At 72.9% G+C, this 22,057-nt stretch carries 20 protein-coding genes; 6 read left to right on the forward strand and 14 right to left on the reverse strand.

The window, feature by feature from the left end; genetic code table 11:
• Window positions 1-2 precede the first annotated feature (2 nt).
• Together O7602_RS14465 and O7602_RS14470 are read right to left on the reverse strand one after the other, a co-directional pair.
• Window positions 3-635, reverse strand: coding sequence for a dihydrofolate reductase family protein (locus O7602_RS14465; protein ID WP_281589624.1), 633 nt, complete (start codon window positions 633-635; stop codon window positions 3-5).
• Between the two features lie 151 nt (window positions 636-786).
• Entirely contained in the window at window positions 787-1,248 is a 462-nt protein-coding gene (locus O7602_RS14470) for a hypothetical protein (RefSeq protein ID WP_281589626.1), read from the reverse strand.
• A 146-nt stretch (window positions 1,249-1,394) separates the two neighbouring features.
• Here O7602_RS14470 and O7602_RS14475 point away from each other — a divergent pair, with 146 nt between their 5' ends.
• Window positions 1,395-2,129 (forward strand): zf-HC2 domain-containing protein, encoded by a 735-nt coding sequence (locus tag O7602_RS14475; RefSeq protein WP_281590304.1) that lies wholly within the window; start codon window positions 1,395-1,397, stop codon window positions 2,127-2,129.
• A 112-nt stretch (window positions 2,130-2,241) separates the two neighbouring features.
• Here O7602_RS14475 and O7602_RS14480 read toward each other — a convergent pair whose 3' ends face one another.
• From O7602_RS14480 to O7602_RS14510, 7 genes are all read right to left on the reverse strand, one after another.
• Window positions 2,242-2,808 carry a sigma-70 family RNA polymerase sigma factor gene (locus O7602_RS14480; RefSeq protein WP_281589628.1) on the reverse strand — a complete coding sequence of 189 codons (567 nt, stop codon included), beginning with the start codon at window positions 2,806-2,808 and terminating at the stop codon, window positions 2,242-2,244.
• A gap of 162 nt (window positions 2,809-2,970) precedes the next feature.
• Entirely contained in the window at window positions 2,971-3,444 is a 474-nt protein-coding gene (locus tag O7602_RS14485) for a molybdenum cofactor biosysynthesis protein (protein ID WP_281590306.1), read from the reverse strand.
• Window positions 3,445-3,461: 17 nt separating this feature from the next.
• Window positions 3,462-4,544: a PIN domain-containing protein gene (locus O7602_RS14490; protein ID WP_281589630.1), complete on the reverse strand. Its 1,083-nt coding sequence runs from the start codon at window positions 4,542-4,544 to the stop codon at window positions 3,462-3,464.
• A gap of 35 nt (window positions 4,545-4,579) precedes the next feature.
• On the reverse strand, window positions 4,580-4,807 hold the full coding sequence (locus O7602_RS14495) for a hypothetical protein (RefSeq protein WP_281589632.1): 228 nt from the start codon (window positions 4,805-4,807) through the stop codon (window positions 4,580-4,582).
• A 159-nt stretch (window positions 4,808-4,966) separates the two neighbouring features.
• Window positions 4,967-6,556: a DHA2 family efflux MFS transporter permease subunit gene (locus O7602_RS14500; RefSeq protein WP_281589634.1), complete on the reverse strand. Its 1,590-nt coding sequence runs from the start codon at window positions 6,554-6,556 to the stop codon at window positions 4,967-4,969.
• Window positions 6,557-7,388: 832 nt separating this feature from the next.
• The gene (locus O7602_RS14505) at window positions 7,389-8,006 is read right to left on the reverse strand and encodes a DUF305 domain-containing protein (RefSeq protein ID WP_281589635.1); all 618 of its coding nucleotides are present in this window, start codon (window positions 8,004-8,006) and stop codon (window positions 7,389-7,391) included.
• Window positions 8,007-8,056: 50 nt separating this feature from the next.
• Window positions 8,057-8,809: a lytic polysaccharide monooxygenase gene (locus tag O7602_RS14510; RefSeq protein ID WP_281589637.1), complete on the reverse strand. Its 753-nt coding sequence runs from the start codon at window positions 8,807-8,809 to the stop codon at window positions 8,057-8,059.
• A 225-nt stretch (window positions 8,810-9,034) separates the two neighbouring features.
• Here O7602_RS14510 and O7602_RS14515 point away from each other — a divergent pair, with 225 nt between their 5' ends.
• Window positions 9,035-11,113: a cellulose binding domain-containing protein gene (locus tag O7602_RS14515; protein ID WP_281589639.1), complete on the forward strand. Its 2,079-nt coding sequence runs from the start codon at window positions 9,035-9,037 to the stop codon at window positions 11,111-11,113.
• A gap of 8 nt (window positions 11,114-11,121) precedes the next feature.
• Here the strand turns inward: O7602_RS14515 and O7602_RS14520 are convergent, their stop codons facing one another.
• Together O7602_RS14520 and O7602_RS14525 are read right to left on the reverse strand one after the other, a co-directional pair.
• Window positions 11,122-11,973 (reverse strand): phosphatase PAP2 family protein, encoded by an 852-nt coding sequence (locus tag O7602_RS14520; RefSeq protein WP_281589641.1) that lies wholly within the window; start codon window positions 11,971-11,973, stop codon window positions 11,122-11,124.
• Between the two features lie 88 nt (window positions 11,974-12,061).
• Window positions 12,062-13,702, reverse strand: a complete 1,641-nt coding sequence (locus O7602_RS14525) for an MDR family MFS transporter (protein ID WP_281589643.1) — start codon at window positions 13,700-13,702, stop codon at window positions 12,062-12,064.
• A gap of 120 nt (window positions 13,703-13,822) precedes the next feature.
• On the opposite strand from O7602_RS14525, the gene O7602_RS14530 reads away from it, so the two are divergent.
• On the forward strand, window positions 13,823-14,413 hold the full coding sequence (locus O7602_RS14530) for a TetR family transcriptional regulator (protein ID WP_281589645.1): 591 nt from the start codon (window positions 13,823-13,825) through the stop codon (window positions 14,411-14,413).
• A 9-nt stretch (window positions 14,414-14,422) separates the two neighbouring features.
• Here the strand turns inward: O7602_RS14530 and O7602_RS14535 are convergent, their stop codons facing one another.
• From O7602_RS14535 to O7602_RS14545, 3 genes are all read right to left on the reverse strand, one after another.
• Window positions 14,423-15,106 (reverse strand): class F sortase, encoded by a 684-nt coding sequence (locus O7602_RS14535; protein ID WP_281589647.1) that lies wholly within the window; start codon window positions 15,104-15,106, stop codon window positions 14,423-14,425.
• Window positions 15,107-15,113: 7 nt separating this feature from the next.
• Entirely contained in the window at window positions 15,114-15,899 is a 786-nt protein-coding gene (locus O7602_RS14540) for a hypothetical protein (protein WP_281589648.1), read from the reverse strand.
• Between the two features lie 84 nt (window positions 15,900-15,983).
• Entirely contained in the window at window positions 15,984-17,828 is a 1,845-nt protein-coding gene (locus O7602_RS14545) for a serine/threonine-protein kinase (protein WP_281589650.1), read from the reverse strand.
• A gap of 112 nt (window positions 17,829-17,940) precedes the next feature.
• Here O7602_RS14545 and O7602_RS14550 point away from each other — a divergent pair, with 112 nt between their 5' ends.
• From O7602_RS14550 to O7602_RS14560, 3 genes are all read left to right on the forward strand, one after another.
• Window positions 17,941-19,257 carry a low temperature requirement protein A gene (locus O7602_RS14550; RefSeq protein ID WP_281589652.1) on the forward strand — a complete coding sequence of 439 codons (1,317 nt, stop codon included), beginning with the start codon at window positions 17,941-17,943 and terminating at the stop codon, window positions 19,255-19,257.
• Between the two features lie 33 nt (window positions 19,258-19,290).
• A complete protein-coding gene (locus O7602_RS14555) occupies window positions 19,291-20,352 on the forward strand; it encodes an SRPBCC domain-containing protein (protein ID WP_281589654.1) in 1,062 nt (353 codons plus the stop codon).
• A gap of 200 nt (window positions 20,353-20,552) precedes the next feature.
• The gene (locus tag O7602_RS14560; protein ID WP_281589656.1) at window positions 20,553-21,974 is read left to right on the forward strand and encodes a non-reducing end alpha-L-arabinofuranosidase family hydrolase; all 1,422 of its coding nucleotides are present in this window, start codon (window positions 20,553-20,555) and stop codon (window positions 21,972-21,974) included.
• Window positions 21,975-22,057: the final 83 nt, after the last annotated feature.

Genomic DNA, 22,057 nt, shown 5'->3' on the forward strand with positions numbered 1-22,057 from the left:
CCTCAGACGCCACGGTCCGGCGCGCTCATGTCCCCGGTCGCGGGCGTGCCGTCGGCGAGACCGTAGCGCAGGTAGACGGTGCCCTTCGGGTTCGCCACCGGCGGTTCGAGGAGGGTGACGTTCGTGGGCACCGCGCCACCGTCGAAGACCTTCTTCCCGACCCCCAACATGATCGGGTGCACCCACAGGTCGATCCGGTCGAACAGCTTCTCCCGCCACAGGGTCTGCACCAGGTTGAGGCTCCCGACGACCTTGACGTGCTCGTGCCGGTCCCGGATCTCCCGCACCGCGCCGGCCAGATCCGCGCCGAGCTTCGTGGACCCCGCCCAGGACAGGTCGGGCCGACCGCGCGACGCCACGTATTTCGGGATGCGGTTGAACAGGGTGGCGATCGCGTTGTCCGCACCGCCCTCCTGGTGCGGCCAGTAGGCGGCGAAGATGTCGTACGTCCGCCGGCCGAGCAGGAGGGCGTCGGTGCCCTCGTACGCCTGGTAGACCTGCGCGCCGGTGACCTCGTCCAGCAGGGGCGCCTGCCAGCCGCCGAACGGGAAGCCCACCGGGTCCTCGTCCGGGCCGCCCGGCGACTGCCCGACGAGGTCGAGGGTGGTGAACAGCTCGATGTGAATGCGCCCCATGCCGTGACTCCCGTGAGTTGATCGCCTCAGTCGCACGGTAGACCGCCCCACTCCCCCGAACTCATCGCCAGCGGAGGCGGTTCCGGTGGTGGGAGGAGCGTTATGAAGGTCGAACGTGCGCCCGTTACGGCCGTTCGGGGAGCGGTAGCCGCTACCCGGCGGCGAGTTGCCGGGTCAGCCGGTCCAGGCCGTCCCGGATCAGCTTGCCGTATCCGTCGTCGCCGAGCGCGTCGATGCCCGCCTCGGCCTGCCGCAGGTGCTCGCGGGCCCGGTCGAGGTCGCCGAGCCTGCGGTGGCACTCGGCCAGGTTGAGGTGAAGCGACGGATAGAGTCCGGCCACCGACAGCGGCACCCCCGACTCGGCGACCCGCTCGTCGGTGAGCCGGTCGGCCGCCGCCAGCGCGCGCCCGTCCCAGAGCAGTTCCTGGCGGATGTCGTCCTGCACGTCGGCCATCGCGTGGGCGAGGACACAGACGTGCAGCGCGTCGCCCTGTTCGCCGCCGATCTCGTCCCACACCTGGGCGAACAGGTCCCGCGCGGCGGCACGCTCGCCCTGCTGGTGGTGCAACTGCACGCCCTCGTTGATACGGGTGAGCGTGGCGTCGAAGGTCATCGGCACATGCTAACGGGCGGCGGCGGCCCGGCGGACCGCCGCGTCCGGCGGCACGCCGGTGGCGCGAACAGCGCCGATCGCCCCCCGACCAGCGTGATCGGCACCCCACCGGGAACCAGGTGGCCGGGCCGGACGACTATCTCTACATGGCGTGTGAGCAGTGGCGGGAGATCCTGTCGGCCCAGTTGGACGGTGAGGCGTCCCGGGCGGAGACCGAGGCGGCCGAGGCGCACCTGAGCGGCTGTGCCGGGTGCCGACGCTGGTTCGACTCGGCCGCGGCGGTCAACCGGCGAGCCCGTACCCAACTCGCCCCGCAGGTGCCCGACCTGGTCGCGTCCGTACTGGCCGCCGCGCCGCCGCCCCGGCGGAGCCGCCGCCGGCAGCTGGCGCTGGGGCTGCGCGCGGCGCTCGGCCTGCTCGGGGCCGTGCAACTGGTGCTCGGCCTGGCGCAGATCGGCCGGGAGGCGGTGGTCGCGCACGCGCACACCACCGGCCAGCACCTGTGGCACGAGTCGGCGGCGTGGAACGTGGCCGTCGGCGCCGGCTTCCTCTACGTCGCGCTGCGCCGGTCCACCCCGTCCGGGCTGCTGCCGATGCTCAGCGCGTTCGTCGTCACGCTCGTACTGCTGTCGGTGAACGACCTGATCACCGGGCAGGTGGCGGTGACCCGGCTGGTCAGCCACGGTTTCCTGCTGGTCGGTTGGGCGGTGATGCTGGTGCTGTCCCGGCCCGGCTGGCGGCCCGGCGACACGCCGCCCGACCAGCGGTCGTCCGGGTCGCGCTGGGCGCTGCGCACCGAGGAGCCACCCGCGCCGGCCCCGCTGCGGTTGGTGCCGCCCGGCCCGTACACCGCACAGGCCCACGACCGCCGCGCCGCCTGACGTACCCCGCCCCACCCGCCCTTGCTGCGCTTTCACGGAAAGAGTGGCTATTCCGCGCGGAATAGCCACTCTTTCCGTGAATCAGCGCTCGGCTCGTGCGGGTGACGCTGGCTCAGCGGGCGCGGCGGTCCCGGGTGTCGGTGGTCCAGGCCGACACCAGGTCCTCGCGGGCGCGGGCGACCCGGGACCGGATGGTGCCGACCGGGCAGCCGCACACCTCGGCGGCCTCGGCGTAGGACAGGCCGAGCACCTGGGTGGCGACGAACGCCTCCCGCCGGTCCGGCGCCAGCCCGGCGATGAGCCCGCGCAGCGCCACGCTGTCGTCCCCGCCGGCGGTCACCGCCCCGGCCGCCTCGGCGGCGGCCTGCCAGTCGGGAAGCGCGGCCACCCGGGGGCGTACGGTCGCGGCCCGCACCTGGTCCACGGCGACCCGGCGGGCGATGGTGAAGATCCAGGTCCGGGCCGAGGAACGGCCGGCGAAGCCGGGCAGGCTGCGCAGCGCACGCAGGAATGTCTCCTGGGCGAGGTCGTCGGCCTCCGCCGGCCCGGCCAGGTGGGCGAGGAACCGCCACACCGGGCCCTGGAGCGCTCGGACGAACGCCGCGGCGGCCTGCTGGTCGCCCTGCCCGGCGAGGTGCGCCCACCGGGTCACCTGCTCGTCGTCGGCGTCCAGGCTCATCCGCGGCTCGCCCGCCGCTCCGACACGATCATGTCGGACGGTACGGATGCGGGCGTCGTTCGGTTCATCCCTGGCGTCCTCTCCGTCACCCCGCCGCCGACCGCGACGATCGGTGACCCCGAGGTTGGTCGGCCGGCGGGCGGGAAAAGTTCCGGCGCACCCTCAGCCGTCGACGGCGACCGTGACCGGGCCGACCCGCAGGACGCCGTCGGTGAGCGGCTCGCAGCGCACGCCGGCCCGCCGCCGCAGCGCCTTCCAGGTGCCCGGCGCGACCACCACGTCCAGCCAGGCGCACGGCGGCGCGGCCCGGTGCACCCGCAGGCTGACCGGCCCGTCGCCGGAGTCGAGGATGAGCACCCGGCCGACCAGCTCGTCCACTGCGATGCCGCTGGTCAGCACGTTGCGGCGGAGTTTGGTCAGGTCGGCGCCGGGCGGCAGTGACTCCTGCGCGATGAGCGTGACGCTCGCCGTGCGGTGTGCCGCCCGACCGAAATAGCGGTCACCGACGACGCCCAGGCCGGCGCGTACGCGCACCCGGTCGACAAGCTCGCCGGGCGGTGCCGGGGCGGGTCCGTCCGCCGGCCGGCCCACGTAGCGGTGCACCGGCGAGGCCAGCAGCTGCACGATCCGGGCCATGGCGACGTGTGCCGTGCTCAGGTGGGCTGCGGGGTGAGCAGGTAGTCGCCGTCGTCCGGGCTCCACCGCAGCTCCACCGCCCCGTCGGTCGCGGCGGCCTTGCAGAATTGGAGGAAGCTGCGGTAGCCGAGTTTCTTCTCGCTGAAGTCGGGCCGGGCGCGCCGGAGCTGGTCCTTCAGGCCGGACAGCGCCACCGCGCCGCCCTCGCCGGTCAGGTCCACCACCACGGATCGGAGCAGCCCGAACGCGACCTCCCGGTCACCCCGCTCGGGCAACGACACCTCCGGGTCGCCCTTGGCCGGGCCGGCGGCCAACTCCACCACGTTGGAGGCGGCCAGGTGCCGCAGCAGCTCACCGAAGGTACGGAAGCCGTAGTCGGACTCGCTGAACGTCGGGTCCTTGCGGAGCAGGGCACGCTTCAGGCCGGACGCGGTGACCTCGCCGCTGGAGCTGCCCTGCATGCCGGCCACGGTCTGCACGAGCAGGACCGCGAGCGTGTCGACGTCGCGCGCCGACTCGTCCTCGGCCGGGGCGGTCTCCACCGGCGGCTCCGGCGCCGGCTCCACCGGCGACGGCCCGGCCGGCCGGGACGGGCGCGTGCGGCGGGCCGCGGGCGGCGGCACGTCGACCCCTTCGAGGCGGTCGTAGTAGAGGAACTCGTCGCAGGCCGGCGGCAGCAGCGCCGAGGTCGACTTCTCCACCCCGACACCGATCACCCGCTTGTTGAGTTCGCGCAGCTTGTGCACGAGCGGGGTGAAGTCGCTGTCACCGGTGCAGATCACGAACGTCGAGATGTAGCCACGCTCGAAGGCCAACTCGACCGCGTCCACGGCCATCTTGATGTCGGCGGCGTTCTTGCGCGAGAAGCCCATCCGCTGCGGGATCTCGATCAACTCGACGTGCGAGCGGGTGAGCATCCGCCGGTCCTCGTCGAAGTACGACCAGTCGGCGTACGCCCGGCGCACCACCACCCGGCCACGTTCGGCGAGGGCGTCGGCGATCGGACGGAAGTCGAACGGCCGACCGCCGTGATGGTCCCGTACGCCCAGCGCCAGGTTCTCGTAGTCGAGGAACAGCGCGATCCGGTCTTCCTGATCCACCCGGTCAGCCTAGCCGGGTCAGGTGGTCACGCCGGTCACCGCCGCCGCTCGTCGCGGTAGACGGTCTCCCGGCGGGCCACCCGCTGGACGGCGTAGCTGGCCACCAGCAGCAGCAGGGCGAGCACCACCTCGACGCCGGCGACCGTGCCGGTGGCGACGGTGAGTGCGAGCAGCAGCAGGATCAACGCGACCACGGCCAGGAGGCCCGCCAGCAGTAGGCGCCTGCGCCGCCGCGCCGACCGGTCCTCGCCGCCTGCGCTCACCCTGCCCGCCTCTCGCCGGCGTCCTGGGTCGAGCCTAGGCGCTGCCCGGCCCGCCGGTGGCGATACGCCCCGACCCCCGCCGACCCATGGCGCGGCCCGGCCGACACGTCATCGGGCCGACCGCCGGCGGCGGTCGGCCCGATGCGAGACGGGCGAGGATCAGTGGATCGGCACCGGCATCGGCCGCTGCTCCTCCCCCGGCTCGCCGTCGAGCAGGTGCGACGGCTCGCGCCGGCGGGGCAGGAGGGCGGCGGGGATGAAGGTGAGCAGCACCAGGCCGAACGCCACCCAGAACGTGGTGGCAAAGGAGCTGGCCGCGAAGTCGAGCCCACGCTCGATCAGCGACGGCGGCACCGGGAACTGCTGCGCCAGCTCGGGCTGCTGCTGCACGGCGATGGCGAGCTGCGCCTCGGTGACCGGGGCGCCGCTGCCCGGATCGGTCACGCCGGGGATCGGCCGCGAGCCGTTCAGCTCGCTGGTGAGGATCACCGACATCACCGCCGCGCCGACCGAGCCGCCGATCTGCTGGAGGATGTTGACGAGCGTCGACCCGCGAGCCACCTCCGCGGCCTGAAGCGTCTTCAGCGCCGAGGTCATGATCGGCATCATGGTGCCGCCCATGCCGAGGCCCATCACGAACAGCGAACCGCAGAGCAGCAGGTAGGACGTGTCGGTGCCGAGCTGGGTGAAGGTGAAGAACCCGGCCGCGAGGAGGACCAGCGCGAACGGCACCGTCCGGCCGACGGGCACCCGGTCGGCGAGCATGCCGGCGATCGGCATGGTGATCATCGCACCGATGCCCTGCGGCGCCATCAGCAGGCCGGCGGTGAGCGTGGTCTCGCCGCGGATCTGCAGGAAGTAGCTCGGGAACAGCAGGCCCGCGCCCATGAACGCGATGATGAAGACGAACAGCGTCAGCGCGGCGACAGTGAGGTTGCGGTTGCGGAACAGCCGCAGGTCGAGCAGCGGGTGCCGGGGCCGGAACGAGTAGCGGACGAAGGCGACCACGAGCGCGGCGCCGACGGCCATGGGCAACCAGACCTCGGGGTCGGTGACCGTGCCGGCCTCCGGCAGCGAGGAGACGCCGTAGAGGAACAGCGCCAGGCCCGGCGAGAGCATCAGCATGCCGAGGAAGTCGAACGACTCCGACGGCTCGGGAGCGTCCTTCGGCAGCGCCAGCTGGGCGTAGACCAGCGCGACCACGCCGATCGGCAGGTTGATCAGGAAGATCCAGTGCCAGCTCGCGGTGTCGATCAGCCAGCCGCCGAGAATCGGACCGCCGATCGGGCCGAGCAGCATCGGGATGCCGAGCACGGCCATCAGCCGACCGATCCGGTGCGGGCCGGCGGCCCGGGTCATGATGGTCATGCCGAGCGGCATGAGCATGCCGCCGCCGAGGCCCTGGACGACGCGCCAGGCGATCAGCTCACCGATGGAGTCGGCCGTGGCGCACAGCCCGGAGCCGATGGTGAACAGCGCCAACGCCACCATGTAGAGGCGTTTGGTGCCGAACCGGTCCGCGGCCCACCCGCTGAGCGGGATCACCGTCGCCAGCGCGAGGGTGTAGCCGGTCATGGTCCAGGCGACGCGCGCGTACGAGGCGTCGAACTCGCTCTGGAACGTCGGGATGGCCACGCTGACGACGGTCACGTCGAGGATCGACATGATCGCACCGAGCACGACGACGCCGGCCACCTTGAGCACCGCGGCGTCGAGTTTGTTCGATGTCGCGACGGGTTGCTGGGTCACAGACAATCTCCTGGTTCCGGTCCGGTCCGAGGGGCCGTGGCGGCGCCGCGCGCCACGGGGCGCACGGGCGGACGTGAGGCGGGGACGACGTTCGGCGGAAAGCCTAGCCACGGGCTGCGACATCGCGCGGCCCGTTTTGCCGAGAGGCGAACGACCGCGCAGCCGCCGACCGGCCTCCGCGCCCCGCGCGCGCCCCGCTTTCCGGCGCGCGTACCGCACTTCGCCAAGCGGAAAGCACCGATGCGACCCGTTTCGTCGGCCGTTGCGGCACACCGAGGCGGCACCACTCACCGTGACGAAGGTCATGCCCCCGTCGAGCCCTCCCCCGCCCGAATCAACGGCAGCCGGGACCGCGGGCGAGCACTCCGCCGAAGTGGCAGCGTCCGCCACCGACCACAACCCCATTCCCCCAAGCCAGCGCCGCAACAACAAGCCCACACCAGTCCGTCCCCCACCCGCCCCCTTCCCTGCTCCCCTGCTCCCCTGCTGATCATGAAGTTGGCCACTGGGAGAGCGCTCCCCACCGCCGCTAACTTCATGATCGACGCCCTCCCTCCGGCTGCGGGCTGGCCGTCGGGGCGACGTCTCCGCGTGATCAAGGAGTTTGCGTCGGAGCTGGGTCTCCCGATGACGCGAACTCCTTGATCGCTCGCCCCCTGAGCCCGGGACGGGCACCGTCCGCCTCGACCAGCCGTCATCTCCCCGAGGTCCAGACCAGATCGCACCGGAGCAGACCAGCCCGGGGTGGACCGGGAGCGGAGCAGACCGGGAGCGGAGCAGACCGGGAGCGGAGCAGACCGGGAGCGGAGCAGACCGGGAGCGGAGCAGGCCCTCAGGAACGGGCCGGAACGGACCGGGAAGACGTCATCAGTGCCACCTCGGCCGTGCGTGAACGGTCGATCCGGGCGGCGAGGTCGCGTACCCGCTCGCTGGTGCCGGCGGCGACCTGCGCGCGGGCCAGAGCCGCGGCGGCGCGCTGGTGCGCGGCGAGCACCTCGCGTAGCACCCGGTCGAAGCCGGTGGCCGGGGCGGCCCGCAGCCGGGCCAGGCCGGCGACGGCGTCGCTGTGCCCGGAGTGGTCGTGCCGGGCGGCGGCGGCCGACGCGGACGGACCGGCCTCGCGCAGCCAGCCGCGCATGGTGGCCAGCTCGTCGGTCTCGGTGGCCCGGACGGCGGCGATCAGCGTACGGAGTTGGGGGTCGATGGCCCGGTCGAGGCCGAGCCCGACGATCTCCAGGGTCTGTTCGGTGTGCGCCACCATCATGGCGAGGAACAACGCGTCGATTCCGCTGGTCTCGGCGGCACCCGCCGACGTCGACGGCGCGCCGACGGGTGTCGCCGGCGCACCCCCGCACCCGCCCAGAGCGAGCACTACCCCCACCAGAAGAGCCGACCCCGCACGCCGGGCCGAGCGCTGATTCACGGAAAGAGTGGTTGTTCCGCGTGACATGACCACTCTTTCCGTGAAAGTGCAGCAGGCAACAGAGGGTGGGGGCGGTGTCAGAGCTGCTGCCACAGGGCGGGCACGTTCGGGGGTTCCCAACCGGCGATCGCGGTGTGCGCCTGGCGACAGCGGTAGCTGCGGCCGGCGTAGGTCACCGTGTCACCGACCTGGTACGTCCTGCCGGCGGCCCAGGTGCCGCCGGGCGCCGGCGTGGCGCTGGCGGTCGGGGTGGGGGTGGGCGGCGGCGTGGCGGTGCGGGTCGGTGACGGGGTCGGGGTGGGTGACGGTGACGGGTTGCCGCCGCCGATCTGGAGGTCGACGCAGGAGTAGAACGCGTTCGCGGTGTCGGAGATGTTCCAGACCGCGAGCAGCTTCTGCCGGCCGGAGAAGCCGCCCAGGTTGACCGTGTGGGACACGGTGGCGTCGGGTTGGCGGCCACCGCCGTCGACGACCGCGACCCGGGTGTTGCCGATCCAGTATTCCCAGTTGGCGGTGGCGTGGCGGGCGGTGTTGATCCAGGTGAACGTCACCGTGCCGCCGACCGCGGTGGCCGGCCAGTTGCGGCTGTCGTCGTTGAGCACCGCGAATCCGGCGATGTTGGCGTGGCAGTTCTTCAGGCCCTTGGGACCTTCGACGCTCTGCGGCTCGTACCGGATCTGGCCGCAGTCGGGCACCCGGTTCTGCGCGCAGAGCGCCTGGCGGCTGGGCGGCGAGGAGACGTAGCCGTGGGCCTGCGCGGGTGCGGCCAGCGCCAGCGTCGCAGTGACGGCACCGGTGGTGAGCAGCGGGAGGGTGATTCTTCGGCGCATGGTGGCAACTCCTTCGGGGGGTACGGAAGGTGTCACGAACATAAATTAAACCTTGTTAACAGTAAAGACTCCTGTCTATAAATTAAGCCTTGAGAGCTTCGCCTCGCGCGTGTGATCCTGATCAGCGCGTGGAGCCGATCGTCGTTCCTGGGCACCCGGGCGCCGGTAGGCATCCGGGAGGACGGCGGCACCGACCCGGGAACCCGCCTCTCGAAGGACACCCCCATGTGGAGATCCCTGCCCCACGTACGCCGCTGGACCGCGTACGCGGCCAGTCTGCTGCTCGCCACCACCGCGCTCGCCACCGTCGAGGCGCCCGCCGCCGGCGCCGCCGCCGACCCGGTCGCGGTGACCGTGAACGCCCGCGCCGGGCTGGCCACCGTGCCGGACACCGCGCTCGGCGTCAACCACGCCATCTGGGACGCCAAACTCGGCAGCGCCGAGACGTCCGACCTGCTCAAGGCCGCCGGTGTGCGGATGTTGCGCTACCCCGGCGGCTCGTACGCCGACATCTACCACTGGAAGACGCACACCGCGCCCGGCGGCTACGTCGCGCCGGACACCGACTTCGACACGTTCATGGCCGGCGCGCGCCGGGTCGGCGCCCAGCCGATGATCATCGCCAACTACGGCACCGGGACGCCCGCCGAGGCGGCCGACTGGGTGCGCTACGCCAACGTCACCAAGGGCTACGGCGCGAAGTGGTGGACCGTCGGCAACGAGAACTACGGCAACGGCCACTACGGGTCGGCCTGGGAGGCCGACGACCACGCCGACAAGAGCGCCACCCAGTACGCCAAGCTGGTGATCGAGTACGCCGACGCGATGAAGGCGGTCGACCCGAGCGTCAAGGTGGGCGCGGTGCTGACCATGCCCGGCAACTGGCCCGACGGGATCACCGCCGGCACCGATCCGGGACCGTGGAACCAGACCGTGCTCTCCCTCGCCGGCCCGAAGATCGACTTCGTGGACGTGCACTGGTACCCGGGCGGCACCGCCGCCGAGTCGCTGACCCGCACCAACCAGCTCCCCGACGCCGCCTGGCTGCTGCGCCAGCAGATCTCCCGGTACGCGGGCCCGGACTCCGACCGGATCGGGATCAGCCTCACCGAGCTGAACGTCGACGCCGGCCGGAACACCCAGCCCGGCGCGCTGTTCCTCGCCGACGCCTACAGCGGCCTGCTGGAACAGGGCGTCTTCACGGTGCAGTGGTGGAACGTGCACAACGGCCTCGGCACCGTCTCCGAGGTGGCCGGGCAGACCGACTACGGCGACTTCGGGCTGCTGTCGAGCGGCAACTGCACGAGCGACGGCGACGTCTGCGAGCCGCCGTTCAACACGCCGTTCGCGCCCTACCACGCACTGTCCATGATGAACCTGTTCGCCCGCCCCGGCGATCAGTTCGTCCGCGCCGGCACCGACCAGCCGCTTGTCGCCGCGCACGCGGTACGCCGACCCGACGGCAGCCTGGCGGTCCAGTTGCTCAACAAGGACCCGGACACCGCGTACCCGGTGGCGGTCGACTATGCCGGGTTCACCCCGGCGGACGAGGCGCCCACCGTGCACACGCTCACCAACGGCGCGACCGGGGTGAGCACCGACCGTTCCGGCAGCGCCACCACCCGGACGCTTCCGCCGTACTCCCTGACCACGCTCGTGCTGCGACCGGCCGGCGGCACGGCCGGGCGGCCGACCGCGCCGGGGCGGCCGACGGCGAGCGCGGTGACCGACCGCGCGGCGACCATCTCCTGGCCGGCGGCGACCGCGGGCGCCGCGCCGATCGCGAAGTACGAGGTGTACCGGCAGTTCGGCGCGGTGAGCGAGCAGCTCGGGGAGACCGCCGGCACCTCGTTCACCGTGCGCAACCTCGAACCGGGCGCCCGCTACACGGTCAACGTGCTCGCCCGGGACACCGCCGGTCGGGTGTCCTGGTCGTCGCCGCCGTTGACATTCGCCACCGGCAGCCCGGCCGACAGCGGCTGCGCGGTCCGCTTCCACAACGACAGCGACTGGGGCAACGGCTACGTGGCCACCGTCGACGTGGTGAACACGGGCCCGGACGAGGTCGACGGCTGGACGCTGACCTGGACCTGGCCGACCGGTTGGCAGCAGGTGAGCAGCGGCTGGAACGCCACCTGGACCCAGACCGGCCGGGAGGTCCGGGTGACCCCGACCGCCGACAACCGCCGGCTCGCGGCCGACGGCGGGAGCACGAGCGCCGGTTTCGTCGGGGCGTACAGCGGGCCGAACGTACCGCCGGGCGTGTTCCGGCTCAACGGCATGGTCTGCACCGTGCGCGGCTGAGCCGGGCCTCAGCCCCGGCCGGACGGTCGGAGCCGGGCGTCGGCCGTCGTCGGGACCTTCACGGTCCGGCGGCGGCCGGCGCGGCGCGGCACGGGCACCACGTGCGGGCGCGGCGGTTCGGCCGGCGGCGGTGCCGGCTGCCGGGACGGCTCGACGGCTCGCGGCAGCGCGGCCAGGATCAGCGCGAGCAGGAGCACCGCGACGACGGCGTCGAGCCAGTAGTGGTTGCCGGTGCCGACGACCACGAGCATGGTGACGAGCGGGTGGGCCAGCCAGAGCCAGCGCCAGCGCCCGGCGGTGACCGCCATCAGGGCCAGCGCCACCGCCACCGCCCAGCCCACGTGCAGCGAGGGCATCGCCGCGTACTGGTTGCTGAGCTGGTCGGCCTCGGGCGGGCCGTAGACGGTCGGGCCGTACCGGCGGCCGGTGTCCACCAGGTGGGTGAGCGCGGTCAGCCGGGGCGGCGCGAGCGGTACGCAGACGTGCAGCACGAACGCCGCGGCGGTCAGCGCCGCGAGGGCCCGCCGGAGCCGGAGGTAGTGCGCCGGCCGGCGCAGGTAGAGCCAGATCAGGCAGAGCACGGTGGCCGGGAAGTGCACGTAGGCGTAGTAGCTGTTGGCCAGCCGCACCGGCAGTTCGTGCGCCAGCAGCGGCGCCTGCACGAGCGCCTCGTTCGGCAGGTGCAGCAGCCGCTCCAGCCACCAGATCCGCTCGCCGTTGGCGAGCGCGGTGCCGGCCCGGCCGGCGACCAGTTGCCGGCCCACCTTGTAGGCGAGGAAGAGCACCGCGACGAGCGTCAGCTCGCGGGCCGCCCGGCGCAGTGCGCCTCCCCGTGTGGACGCGCCCTGGCTGGTCTGCACCCGCTCCTCCTTCACCTGGTCCGCCCGCCGGCCGGCACGCACGCACCAGGGCCGCCGCCGTGGTCGGCGACGGCCCTGGGGTACGGGCTCAGCGGCGGGCGTGTTCCTCCCGGCCGGCCGGGTCAGCACCCACCCCGTCGAACGCGGGCGCCCCGTCGACCGCGTCGGCGCCCACCGCCACCGATCGGCCGACGTCCGGAAGATCGAGGCTGGAGCGAAGAGTAACGGGGCGAAGCAACAGCGCCGCAACGACACCGACGACGGCGATCGCGGCCGAGATGAGGAAGATGTGGCCGGTGGCGTCCCCGTACGCGGCCCGGACGATCTGTCGTACCGGCTCGGGCAGCGCGTCGAGGTTCAACGTGCTGCTGCCACCGCTGCCGGAGGCGGGGATGCCGGCCGCGGCGAGATCGCGGGTGATCCGGTCGGTGACCTGCCGGGCCAGGATCGCACCGAGCACCGACACGCCGATGGTGCCGCCGAGCGAGCGGAAGAAGGCGACGCTGGCGCTGGCCGCGCCGATGTCCTTGAGCGCGACCGTGTTCTGCACCGCGAGCACCAGGTTCTGCATGGTCATGCCGACGCCGACGCCGACGACGAACATGGCCACCCCGACGATCACCAGGGAGGTCTGGTGGTCGATGGTGCCCAGCAGCGCGAAGCCGGCGACGAGCACGATCGAGCCGAACACGATGTACGGCTTGATCTTTCCACTTGAGGTGATCATCCGGCCGGCGACGATCGAGGAGATCAGCACGCCACCCATCATCGGGATGGTGAGCAGGCCGGCCTCGGTCGGGCTGTAGCCGCGGCCGATCTGGAAGTACTGGCCGAGGAAGACCGCGCCGCCGAACATGGCCATGCCGACCGCGAGGCTGCCGAGGATGGCGAGCGCGGTGGTGCGTTCCCGGACGATCGCCAGCGGGACCACCGGCTCGGCGGCCCGCGCCTCGACCCAGACGGCCAACGCGAGCAGCAGCACCGCGCCGCCGACCATGGCGCCGGTCTGCCAGGAGAGCCAGGCGAACGAGCCGTCGACGAAGGAGATCCAGATCAGCAGCACGCTGACCCCGGCCGCGATGAGCGTGGCGCCCAGATAGTCAATCTTGACGTTCTGCCGACGGACGGTGGGCAGGTTGAGCGTGATCTGGAGCAGGAACAGCGCGATGATCGCGACCGGCACGCCGACGAAGAAGCACCAGCGCCAGCCGAGCCAGGAGGTGTCGACGATGAGGCCGCCGAGCAGCGGGCCGCCCACCGTGGCGAGCGCCATGACACCGCCCAGGTAGCCGTTGTAGCGGCCCCGCTCGCGCGGCGGGATCATGGCCGCGATGGCGACCTGGACCAGCGCCTGGAGGCCGCCGACGCCGATGCCCTGGAAGGCCCGGGCGCCGATGAGCTGGCCGGCGCTCCGCGAGAAGCCGGCCGCGACGGAGCCGACCAGGAAGACCACGATGGCGACCTGGATCAACAGTTTCTTGTTGAACAGGTCGGCCAGCTTGCCCCAGATCGGGGTGGTCGCCGTGGCGGTGAGCAGGGTGGCGGTGACCACCCAGGTGTACTGCGTCTGCGAGCCGTTCAGCGCCCCGATGATCTTCGGCAGGGCGGTCGAGACGACGGTGCTGCTCAGCATGGCCACGAAGAGCACCAGCAGCAGCCCGCTGAGTGCCTCCAGCGTCTGCCGCCGGCTCATCGGCGCGGCCTCGGCCGTCGCGGTGGGTGCGCTCATCGCGCGTCCTCCAGGTGTGTCGGTTAGGGTGGCCGCTTGGTTGCCCCAAGCAATCATCAGCAAATGTTGCCCATGAGGCAAGTTTGCCCATTGAGAAAAGGATCACGTACGCTGGCCGGCATGGAGGAGTGCACCGGCCTGCGCGAGCGGAAGAAGGCGGCCACCCGCCTGGCGCTGCACGAGGCGGCCCTGCGCCTGGCCGTCGAGCACGGCCCCGACCGGGTCACCGTCGAGGCCATCGCCGACGCCGTCAACGTCTCCCGACGCACGTTCTCCAACTACTTCTCCGGCAAGGAGGAGGCCCTCTTCCACGGCGACACGCTGCGGCTGCGCCGGATGCTGGCGCTCGTCGCGGAGCAGCCGGCCGAGCTGCCGCCCTGGACCGCGCTGACCCGGGCCGCCGTGGCCGAGGCCGACGAGAGCCACGACGACCCGGCCGAGCCCTGGCTGGCCCGGCGCCGGCAGTTGCACGGCCACCCGAGCCTGGTCGCCCACCAGGTCGGCGCGTACGCGGCGATCGAGCGGGACCTGTCCACGGAGATCGCCCGCAGGCTCACCGGCCCGGACGCGCCGTTGCGGGCGCGCATCCTGGCCGCCACGTTCCTGGCCACCCTCCGCGTCGCCGCCCAGCAGTGGATCGAGCACCCGGACATGCCCCTGCGCGACGTGCTGCGCGACGTCCTCGCCCACGCCACGCCGGCGACCGGCTGAGCCGCCGCGTCACGCCGGCTGGGCGCGCGCGAGCCGCGCGTAGACGATGACGTTGTCGCGGTAGCTGTCCCGCTTCCGGTCGAACTCACCGCCGCACGTGATCAGGCGCAGCGCGGCGTGATCGGTCGGGCCGTAGACGTCGTCGCTGGGAAACCGGTCCTTCGGGTGCTGCTCGACCCGGGTGACGACGAACGTGGCGGTGCTGCCGTCACGCCGCCGCACCGCCAGCGGGGTGTCCGGACGCAGGCGGGCCAGGTCGAAGAAGGAGCCCTCGCGCCCCTTCCAGTTCACGTGTCCGGCCAGCACCGCCGGCCCGAGAGAGCCCGGCGTCGGGGCCCGGGTGAACCAGCCGACGTCGGTCGCGCTGTCCGGCACCTGCATCGCGCCGTCCGGCCGCAGTCCGAGCGGGACGATCGGCGCGTCCACCCCCAGGCTCGGGATGCCGATGCGCACCGGCGGGGACGAGGCCATCAACGGCCCGCTGGTCAGCACACCCGACCGCCCGGCGGGGGGCGGCGCCGGAGCCGGGCTCGTCGCCGCCGGGACCGTAACCCGCGGCGGGCGGTCGTTCCCACCGGACACCGTCAGGCCGACGGCGACCGCGGCGGCGACGGCGAGCAGGGCCGCCCCCGCCGCGAGCGCGGTGCGCTGACGGCGGGGGCCGGTGGCCGTACGATTCTCCGGGTTGTCCACGGCCGGCTCAGCCCTGCCGGCCGACGCGACGCCGCGCGACGACCAGGCCGGCCGCCCCGAGCAGGGCCAGTCCGCCTGCGGCGTACATGCCCATCGGGGTCGGCTCGGTGCTGCCGTCGCCGGTGGCCACCCCGCCGGCCGGTACGGAGCCCGCGGCGGCGCCGCTGACCATGCCGCAGGTGGCCGGGTCGGTGGCCTCCTCCGGGATGCCGTTCACGCCGACCGACTTGGCGAACGTGGACTCGCCGAGCGCCTCCATGTCGTACTTGCCGTTGCGGTTGGCGTCGATGCCGTGCTGCACCAGGTGCAGGTCCTTGAGGTGGTCGATGGTGCCGGCCGGAAGCTCGGCGGCCTTGATGACCCGGTCGTAGGTCAGCTTGCCCTGGGCGTCCGCCTTGGGCATCCGGTCCACCGCCAGCCCACTGGCCCGGGTGGTGTCACCGGCGGTGGTGAGCGAGATGAAGATGTCGCCGTACATCTTCAGGCCCTCCTCGGTGCTGACGTAGCCGTCGCCGTCGGCGTCGGCGGACTTGTCCGGGCAGTGGAAGTCCATGCCGTTCACCGCGCCGTGGATGTGCTGCGCGTGCGGGGAGTTCGGGGTCATCCCGGTGGAGGTGATCCGCACCCGCAGGTCGCCGCCGTCGGTCGTGGTCAGCGTGGCGGTGCCGCGGGCCCCGGTCTCGTTGAGGTCGAGCAGGGCCACCCGGACGCTCTCGTCGGCGTGCGCCACCCCGGGGAAGCCGAGGACGAGCGCCGCCGCCGGCAGCGCCAGCAGGGTTCGGGACAGTTTCACGGTTTCTCCTCGTCGCCGGTCCCGGCACCGGCGCCGGGACGTGTCAGGCATTCGGAGCGGCGCGGCGACCGGATGGGTCGCGGCTCACGCGGGCCGGCGGAAGCTCGCCAGCACCACCCGGTGGACCTCCTGCTCCGCCGACCAGCGGTCGTCGGCGGTGACCCAGACCAGCCGGTGCCGGCTGCCGGCCCCGGTGCCGTTGGCGACCAGGCGGCGGGCGTGCAGCCGGCCGTCGGGTCCGTCCCACGTGTACTCCCACTCGGCCGCGCCGCCCGGCCGGATCACCGGGCCGATGCTGACCCGCTCGTATCCGGGCAGCCCGCCGGCGGCGCGCAGCCGTTCGGCCTCGCGCCGCCACAGCCCGCTCGGGTCCGCTGCCCGGCCACCGGCGACCTGCACCCCCAGCACCCGGGTGCCGGCCGGGTCGCGCAGGCAGACCACCGCGCCGTCGACGTCGCGCGTCCAGCCGGCCGGCAGGCCGACGGCGAAGCCGACCCGGTCCCGGTGCCACACCCACCCGGTCGGCAGCCGGCCACCACCAGCCGGCGCCCGACCGGCGGTCACCGGCGTCGGCGCGGACGGCCGACTGAGACACGGCGCGCCCGGCACCGCCGGCGCGGCACCCGCCCCGGCCGCCGCCGGGCTCGTCCCGGCCGGCGTCGGACCCGTCCCGGCGGGCGCGGGGCCGGGCGGCACGGGTCCGGCCGCCGTCGGAGCCGGACCACCCCCGACGCCGTCGCGCCACTCGCCGAGCGCGGTCCGCACGCCGGCGACCGCCACCCCACCGGCCGTCGCCAGCGCCACCACCACGGCGGCCAGGGTGGCCGCGGAACGCCATCCGGTACGCCGGTCCGACCCGCCGCTCGGCACGCGCAGCGGCAGGACGTCGAGCCCCGGTACGACGGGAGTCCGGCGGACACCGTGACCACCCGCCGGCAGAGCCTGGGTGACCTCCGCCCCCGACGGCAGCGGTCCCGTGGTCTCCGCTGTCCGCGGCGGTCCCGTGGTCTCCGGTGCAGGCAGCGCCTGCGTCACGTCGGCGCCGGGTGGCGACGCCGGTGGCGTGACCCGCGACCGGTCCGCCCCCTCGACGGACCGGGAGGGTGGGCGGAGCCGGCCGAACCCGCGCCGGCCGTCGAGGCCGGCGACCCGGCGCAGCATCCGGGCCGCCTCCCCCGCGGTCAGCCGCTGCCGCTCGTCCCGGGCGAGCAGACCGGCGACGACCGGAGCCAGCGGGCCGGCGCGACGCATCCGGTCCGGTGGCTCGGTCGCCATCGCCAGCAACGTGGCCATGGTGCCGTCCCGGCGGTACGGTGGCCGTCCCTCGACCGCGGTGTAGAGCGTGGCACCCAACGCCCACAGGTCGGTGCCGGGTGAGGAGACGCCCCGGCGGACCCGCTCCGGCGCCACGTACTGCGGGGTGGCGGTGATCCCCCACGACCGGCTCAACGCCGCCGCCCCCTCCACCGCCGCCACGCCGAAGTCGCCGAGCAGCACCTGCCCGTCTGCGGTGACCAGCACGTTGCGCGGAGTGACGTCCCGATGAAGCACCCCGGCCCGGTGCGCCGCACGCAGCGCCTCCACCAGTTCGGCCCCGATACGGGCCACCGACCGGGGCGGCAGCGGGCCGTCGTCGGTGACGATCCGGTGCAGCGACCGGGACGGGACGTACTGCATGACGATCCAGGGCCGGCCGTCGGCGGTGATGACGTCGTGGACGCGTACCACGTTGGGGTGGTCCAGGCGGGCGGCGGCCCGCGCCTCGCGCAGCGTGCTGTCGTGCAACTCGGCGGTCTCCGGCGGCGACGCGCCGGCCCGCGGAAGCACCTCCTTGACCGCGACGTCGCGGTCGAGCAACTCGTCCCGGGCCAGCCACACCCGCCCCATGCCGCCCTGGCCGACGCAGCGCACCAGCCGGTACCGCCCCACGCGTTCGAGATGGTCCGTCACAACTGGTGATTCGGCGCCGCCCCGGCTGCGGATGGGTGGCCTGACCACCGAATTCGGGACGGCCTCTGAGCTGGGCTGACACACTCGGCCGGTGGGCGGCGACCGGTGGCGTAAGGGCCTCGGACCCGCGGCTGAGGTCGCCCCGGCCACCCGGGTGGACAAGTTCGAGGTCTTCTTCGACCTCGTCTTCGTGGTGTCCTTCTTCCTCATCACCCGGGCCACCGCCGCCAACCTGACGCTGCGGGAACTGCTGCACGCGCTGCTGGTGCTCGCCGTGCTCTGGTGGTGCTGGGTGGTGCACAGCGCGGTGGCCGCCCGGCTGCGGCTGGGCGAGGGCTTCGTACCGATCCTCATGGTGGTCGGCATGGTCGCGCTGTTCACGTTCGCGCTGGCCCTGCCACAGACCTTCGGCGACCTGCGCAACGGCGCCGCCGGCCCGATCCTGGTCGCGGTCAGCTACGTGGTGATCCGGGTCGTGCACACGTCGCTGTACTGGTACGCCACCCGTGGCGACCCACCGGCCCGACACAAGGTGTGGCTGTTCCTGCCCGAGCTGGTGCTCTCGACCTGCCTGTTGCTGGTGGCCGCGTTGCTGCCGCCACACGTCGACCCGCAGAACGGGCCGTGGCTGCGCGACGGGCTGTGGATCGCCGTCGTCGCGGTGCAGTACAGCAGCGGGCTGCTGGCCGGCACCGACGGCTGGCGGATCGCCTCGGCCGAGCACTGGACCGAACGCTACGACCTGATCCTGATCATCGCGCTGGGCGAGTCGGTCATCGCGGTCGGGGTCGGTGGCAACCTGCTCGGCAAGACGGTGACCTGGCCGGCCATCCCGGCGGCGATCTTCGGCATCCTGTTCACCGCCGCGTTGTGGTGGGCCCACTTCGACATGATCGGGCCGGCGGCGCGGATCGCGCTGCACACCGCCGAGGGCCATCCCCGGGTGGCGATGGCCCGCGACGCGTACGCCTATCTCTACCTGCCGATGATCGCCGGGGTGATCCTGTTCGCGATCGGCGCGGAGGAGCTGGTCCGCACCGTCACCGACCCGTCGGGCGGGGCGGCGGAGCGGGGCCACGGACCGGCCGCGCCGCTGCTCTTCGCCGGCGTGATGGTCTACCTCGCCGCCAACATGGCGTTCCAGTGGCGCACGCTGGGCACCCTGTCGTGGACCCGGGTCGGCACGCTCGTCGCGCTCGCGATCGCGCTGCCCGTGGGCCGGCACCTGCCGGCGCTCGGCGCGCTCGGACTGCTCACCACGATCTGCGTGGCGCTCGTCGCGGTCGAGCTGGTCGTCTACGCGGACGCCCGGACCGCGCTACGGCGGATGGTGCACCAGGAGCGGGTCAGCGGCGAGCAGCGCGAGGCCGCCTGGCGGGCCCGGTGGCGCGAGGATGGGACGGAGTGACCCATTACTTGACAGAGGCCCTAGAGTCTCCGCGTGATCGAGATCGTCACCGAGGTCGACCTGTCCCATCCGTCGGCCCGGATCTGGCAGGCGTTGACCGAACGGTCGCTGCTGGCCAAGTGGTTCGCCGAGAGCACGTCGGAGGACGACCGCTGGGTGCTGGCGACCGCGGGGCTGTCCGGCTACCAGGCCGACACCGAGGTCGAGGTGGTCGAGCTGCGCGTCGCCCAACGGCTGGTCGTACGGTGCCGGGAAGCCGGTCGGGCCACCCGTCTGGCCTGCGACCTGGTCCCCACCGCGCACGGCACCCGACTCTCCGTGCGAGAGGTCCTGGAGGAGGGCGACTGGGACGCCGAGGCCCGCGCCGCGCAGCACGGGCAGGCGGTGACCGGACGGCTACCGGCGATCCTCGACTGGCTCGCGTTCCAGGAGGTCGACCTGCGCCGCGCCGAGGGCGGGCTGACCGCGGAACTGCCTGTGGTCCGGCTGTCCGGCGACAAGCGACGCCGGTCCCGGCGGCGGGTGCTGCTGGCCGTCGCCACGGTGGTGCTGCTCGGCGCCGCCACCGCAGCGGCGCTGTGGGCGAACCGGGACACCCCGGCCGCGTCCGAGGCGCCGCCGCCGTCACCGCCGCCGCTTGTCCTGCCCTCCACCACGGCCAGCGCGTCGCCCCGGCCCACGACCGCCCGGCCCACGCCGAGCGCCAGCCGTCGCAGCGCCTCGCCGTCGCCGTCGGCGTCCCCCTCCACCAGCCGTACGCCGAGCCCGACGCCGCCGGCCGCCCTTCCGCTGGCCGCGACCTACCAGACCGTCACCGACCGGGTGTTCGGCTATCGCGGCGAGGTCGTGCTGCGCAACCCGGGCCAGGTCCCACGCCCGGAGTGGACGGTGACGGTGACCATCGGCGACAACGCCACCGTGGGTTCGGTGGAGGGTGCCGAGGCGGCGCAGGACGGCACCGTGGTCACGTTCACCGGCGCCGAACTGCCGCCCGACGGGTCGGTCACCATCCGCTTCGACATCCGCGACCCGGACCCGCTGCACAACGCCCCCGCCGCCTGCGCCACCGACAACACCCCCTGCGCCACCCCCTGACCCACCGCCCGCAGCAGCGACACCGGGCCATCGTCGTCCACCCGCCCGGCAATCGGTTGATCGCCGGGCGTCTTTCTTAAGAATTTCCCCCATTGAGCCCCTGGGAGCGCTCCCGTAACATACCTGACGCGGCTGTTAACGTTCACAACACAATCATCCCCGCGAATGCACCGGCCGCCACCACCACAGGAGGAAGCGTTATGCCTAGATTTAGGGCCGCCAATGTCGGCCTGGCGTCGGCCGGCGCCGTGCTGCTGGCCACGACCGGAGTCGTCGCGGCGCTGCCGGCCGGGGCCGCGGCTGCCGGCTGCTCGGTGAAGTACACCGTGACGGCACAGTGGGGCGGCGGCTTCGGCGCCGACGTCGCCATCACCAACCTCGGCGACTCACTGTCCAACTGGACACTCACCTGGAACTACGGCGCCGGACAAACCGTCACCCAGGCATGGAACGCCACCGTCACCCAGAGCGGCGCCGCCGTCACCGCCAAGAACGTCAGCTACAACGGCTCGATCCCCACCAACGGCACCACCTCGTTCGGCTTCAACGGCGCCTGGAACAGCAGCAACCCCGCCCCCACCAGCTTCACCCTCAACGGGGTCACCTGCACCGGCGGCACCACCAACCCCACCACGTCACCGACCAGTTCGCCGACCACGTCGCCGACGAGCTCGCCCACGCCGCCACCGCCGACCACGCCGCCGCCGAACAACACGTGCAGTCTGCCGACGTCGTACCGCTGGTCCTCGACCGGCGCGCTGGCGCAGCCGAAGTCCGGCTGGGTGTCGCTGAAGGACTTCACCGTGGTGCCCTACAACGGTAAGCACCTGGTCTACGCCACCACGCACAACACCGGTTCGTCGTGGGGCTCGATGAACTTCAGCCCGTTCACCAACTGGTCCGACATGGCCTCGGCCAGCCAGAACGGCATGAACCAGGGCACCGTCGCACCCACCCTGTTCTACTTCGCCCCGCGCAACATCTGGGTCCTCGCCTACCAGTGGGGCGGCACGGCGTTCTCCTACAAGACCTCGTCCGACCCGACCAACCCCAACGGCTGGTCCTCGGCACAGCCCCTGTTCACCGGCAGCATCTCCGGCTCCGGCACCGGCCCGATCGACCAGACGCTGATCGCCGACGACCAGAACATGTACCTGTTCTTCGCCGGCGACAACGGCAAGATCTACCGCGCCAGCATGCCGATCGGGAACTTCCCCGGCAACTTCGGCTCCAACTACACCACCATCATGAGCGACAGCACGAACAACCTGTTCGAAGCCGTCCAGGTCTACAAACTCCAGGGACAGACCCGCTACCTCATGATCGTCGAAGCCATCGGCTCCCAGGGCCGCTACTTCCGCTCCTTCACCGCCACCAGCCTGGGCGGCTCCTGGACCCCCAACGCCACCAGCGAGAGCAACCCCTTCGCCGGCAAGGCCAACAGCGGCGCCACCTGGACCAACGACATCAGCCACGGCGAACTCATCCGCACCACCGCCGACCAGACCTTCACCGTCGACCCCTGCAACCTCCAACTCCTCTACCAGGGCCGCTCCCCCAACTCCGGCGGCGACTACGGCCTCCTGCCCTACCGCCCGGGCCTGCTCACCCTCCAGCGCTGAGGCACGGAGAGAAAGAGGTCATGAGAAGACTGCTCACCCTCTGACGGAGGGACGCACAGGGGCGGGGGCGGCCAATCCGGCCG

Origin of the sequence: Micromonospora sp. WMMD1128 (genome assembly GCF_027497235.1) — a bacterium.
Classification (GTDB): Bacteria; Actinomycetota; Actinomycetes; order Mycobacteriales; family Micromonosporaceae; genus Micromonospora.

Bases quoted from the DNA above. Each gene is read 5' to 3' on its own strand.
- O7602_RS14485 (WP_281590306.1), bottom strand. From the start codon at position 3,444: ATGGCCCGGATCGTGCAGCTGCTGGCCTCGCCGGTGCACCGCTACGTG.
- O7602_RS14475 (WP_281590304.1), top strand. From the start codon at position 1,395: ATGGCGTGTGAGCAGTGGCGGGAGATCCTGTCGGCCCAGTTGGACGGT.
- O7602_RS14465 (WP_281589624.1), bottom strand. From the start codon at position 635: ATGGGGCGCATTCACATCGAGCTGTTCACCACCCTCGACCTCGTCGGG.
- O7602_RS14515 (WP_281589639.1), top strand. From the start codon at position 9,035: ATGTGGAGATCCCTGCCCCACGTACGCCGCTGGACCGCGTACGCGGCC.
- O7602_RS14510 (WP_281589637.1), bottom strand. From the start codon at position 8,809: ATGCGCCGAAGAATCACCCTCCCGCTGCTCACCACCGGTGCCGTCACT.
- O7602_RS14560 (WP_281589656.1), top strand. From the start codon at position 20,553: ATGCCTAGATTTAGGGCCGCCAATGTCGGCCTGGCGTCGGCCGGCGCC.
- O7602_RS14480 (WP_281589628.1), bottom strand. From the start codon at position 2,808: ATGAGCCTGGACGCCGACGACGAGCAGGTGACCCGGTGGGCGCACCTC.
- O7602_RS14530 (WP_281589645.1), top strand. From the start codon at position 13,823: ATGGAGGAGTGCACCGGCCTGCGCGAGCGGAAGAAGGCGGCCACCCGC.
- O7602_RS14470 (WP_281589626.1), bottom strand. From the start codon at position 1,248: ATGACCTTCGACGCCACGCTCACCCGTATCAACGAGGGCGTGCAGTTG.
- O7602_RS14505 (WP_281589635.1), bottom strand. From the start codon at position 8,006: ATGTCACGCGGAACAACCACTCTTTCCGTGAATCAGCGCTCGGCCCGG.
- O7602_RS14525 (WP_281589643.1), bottom strand. From the start codon at position 13,702: ATGAGCGCACCCACCGCGACGGCCGAGGCCGCGCCGATGAGCCGGCGG.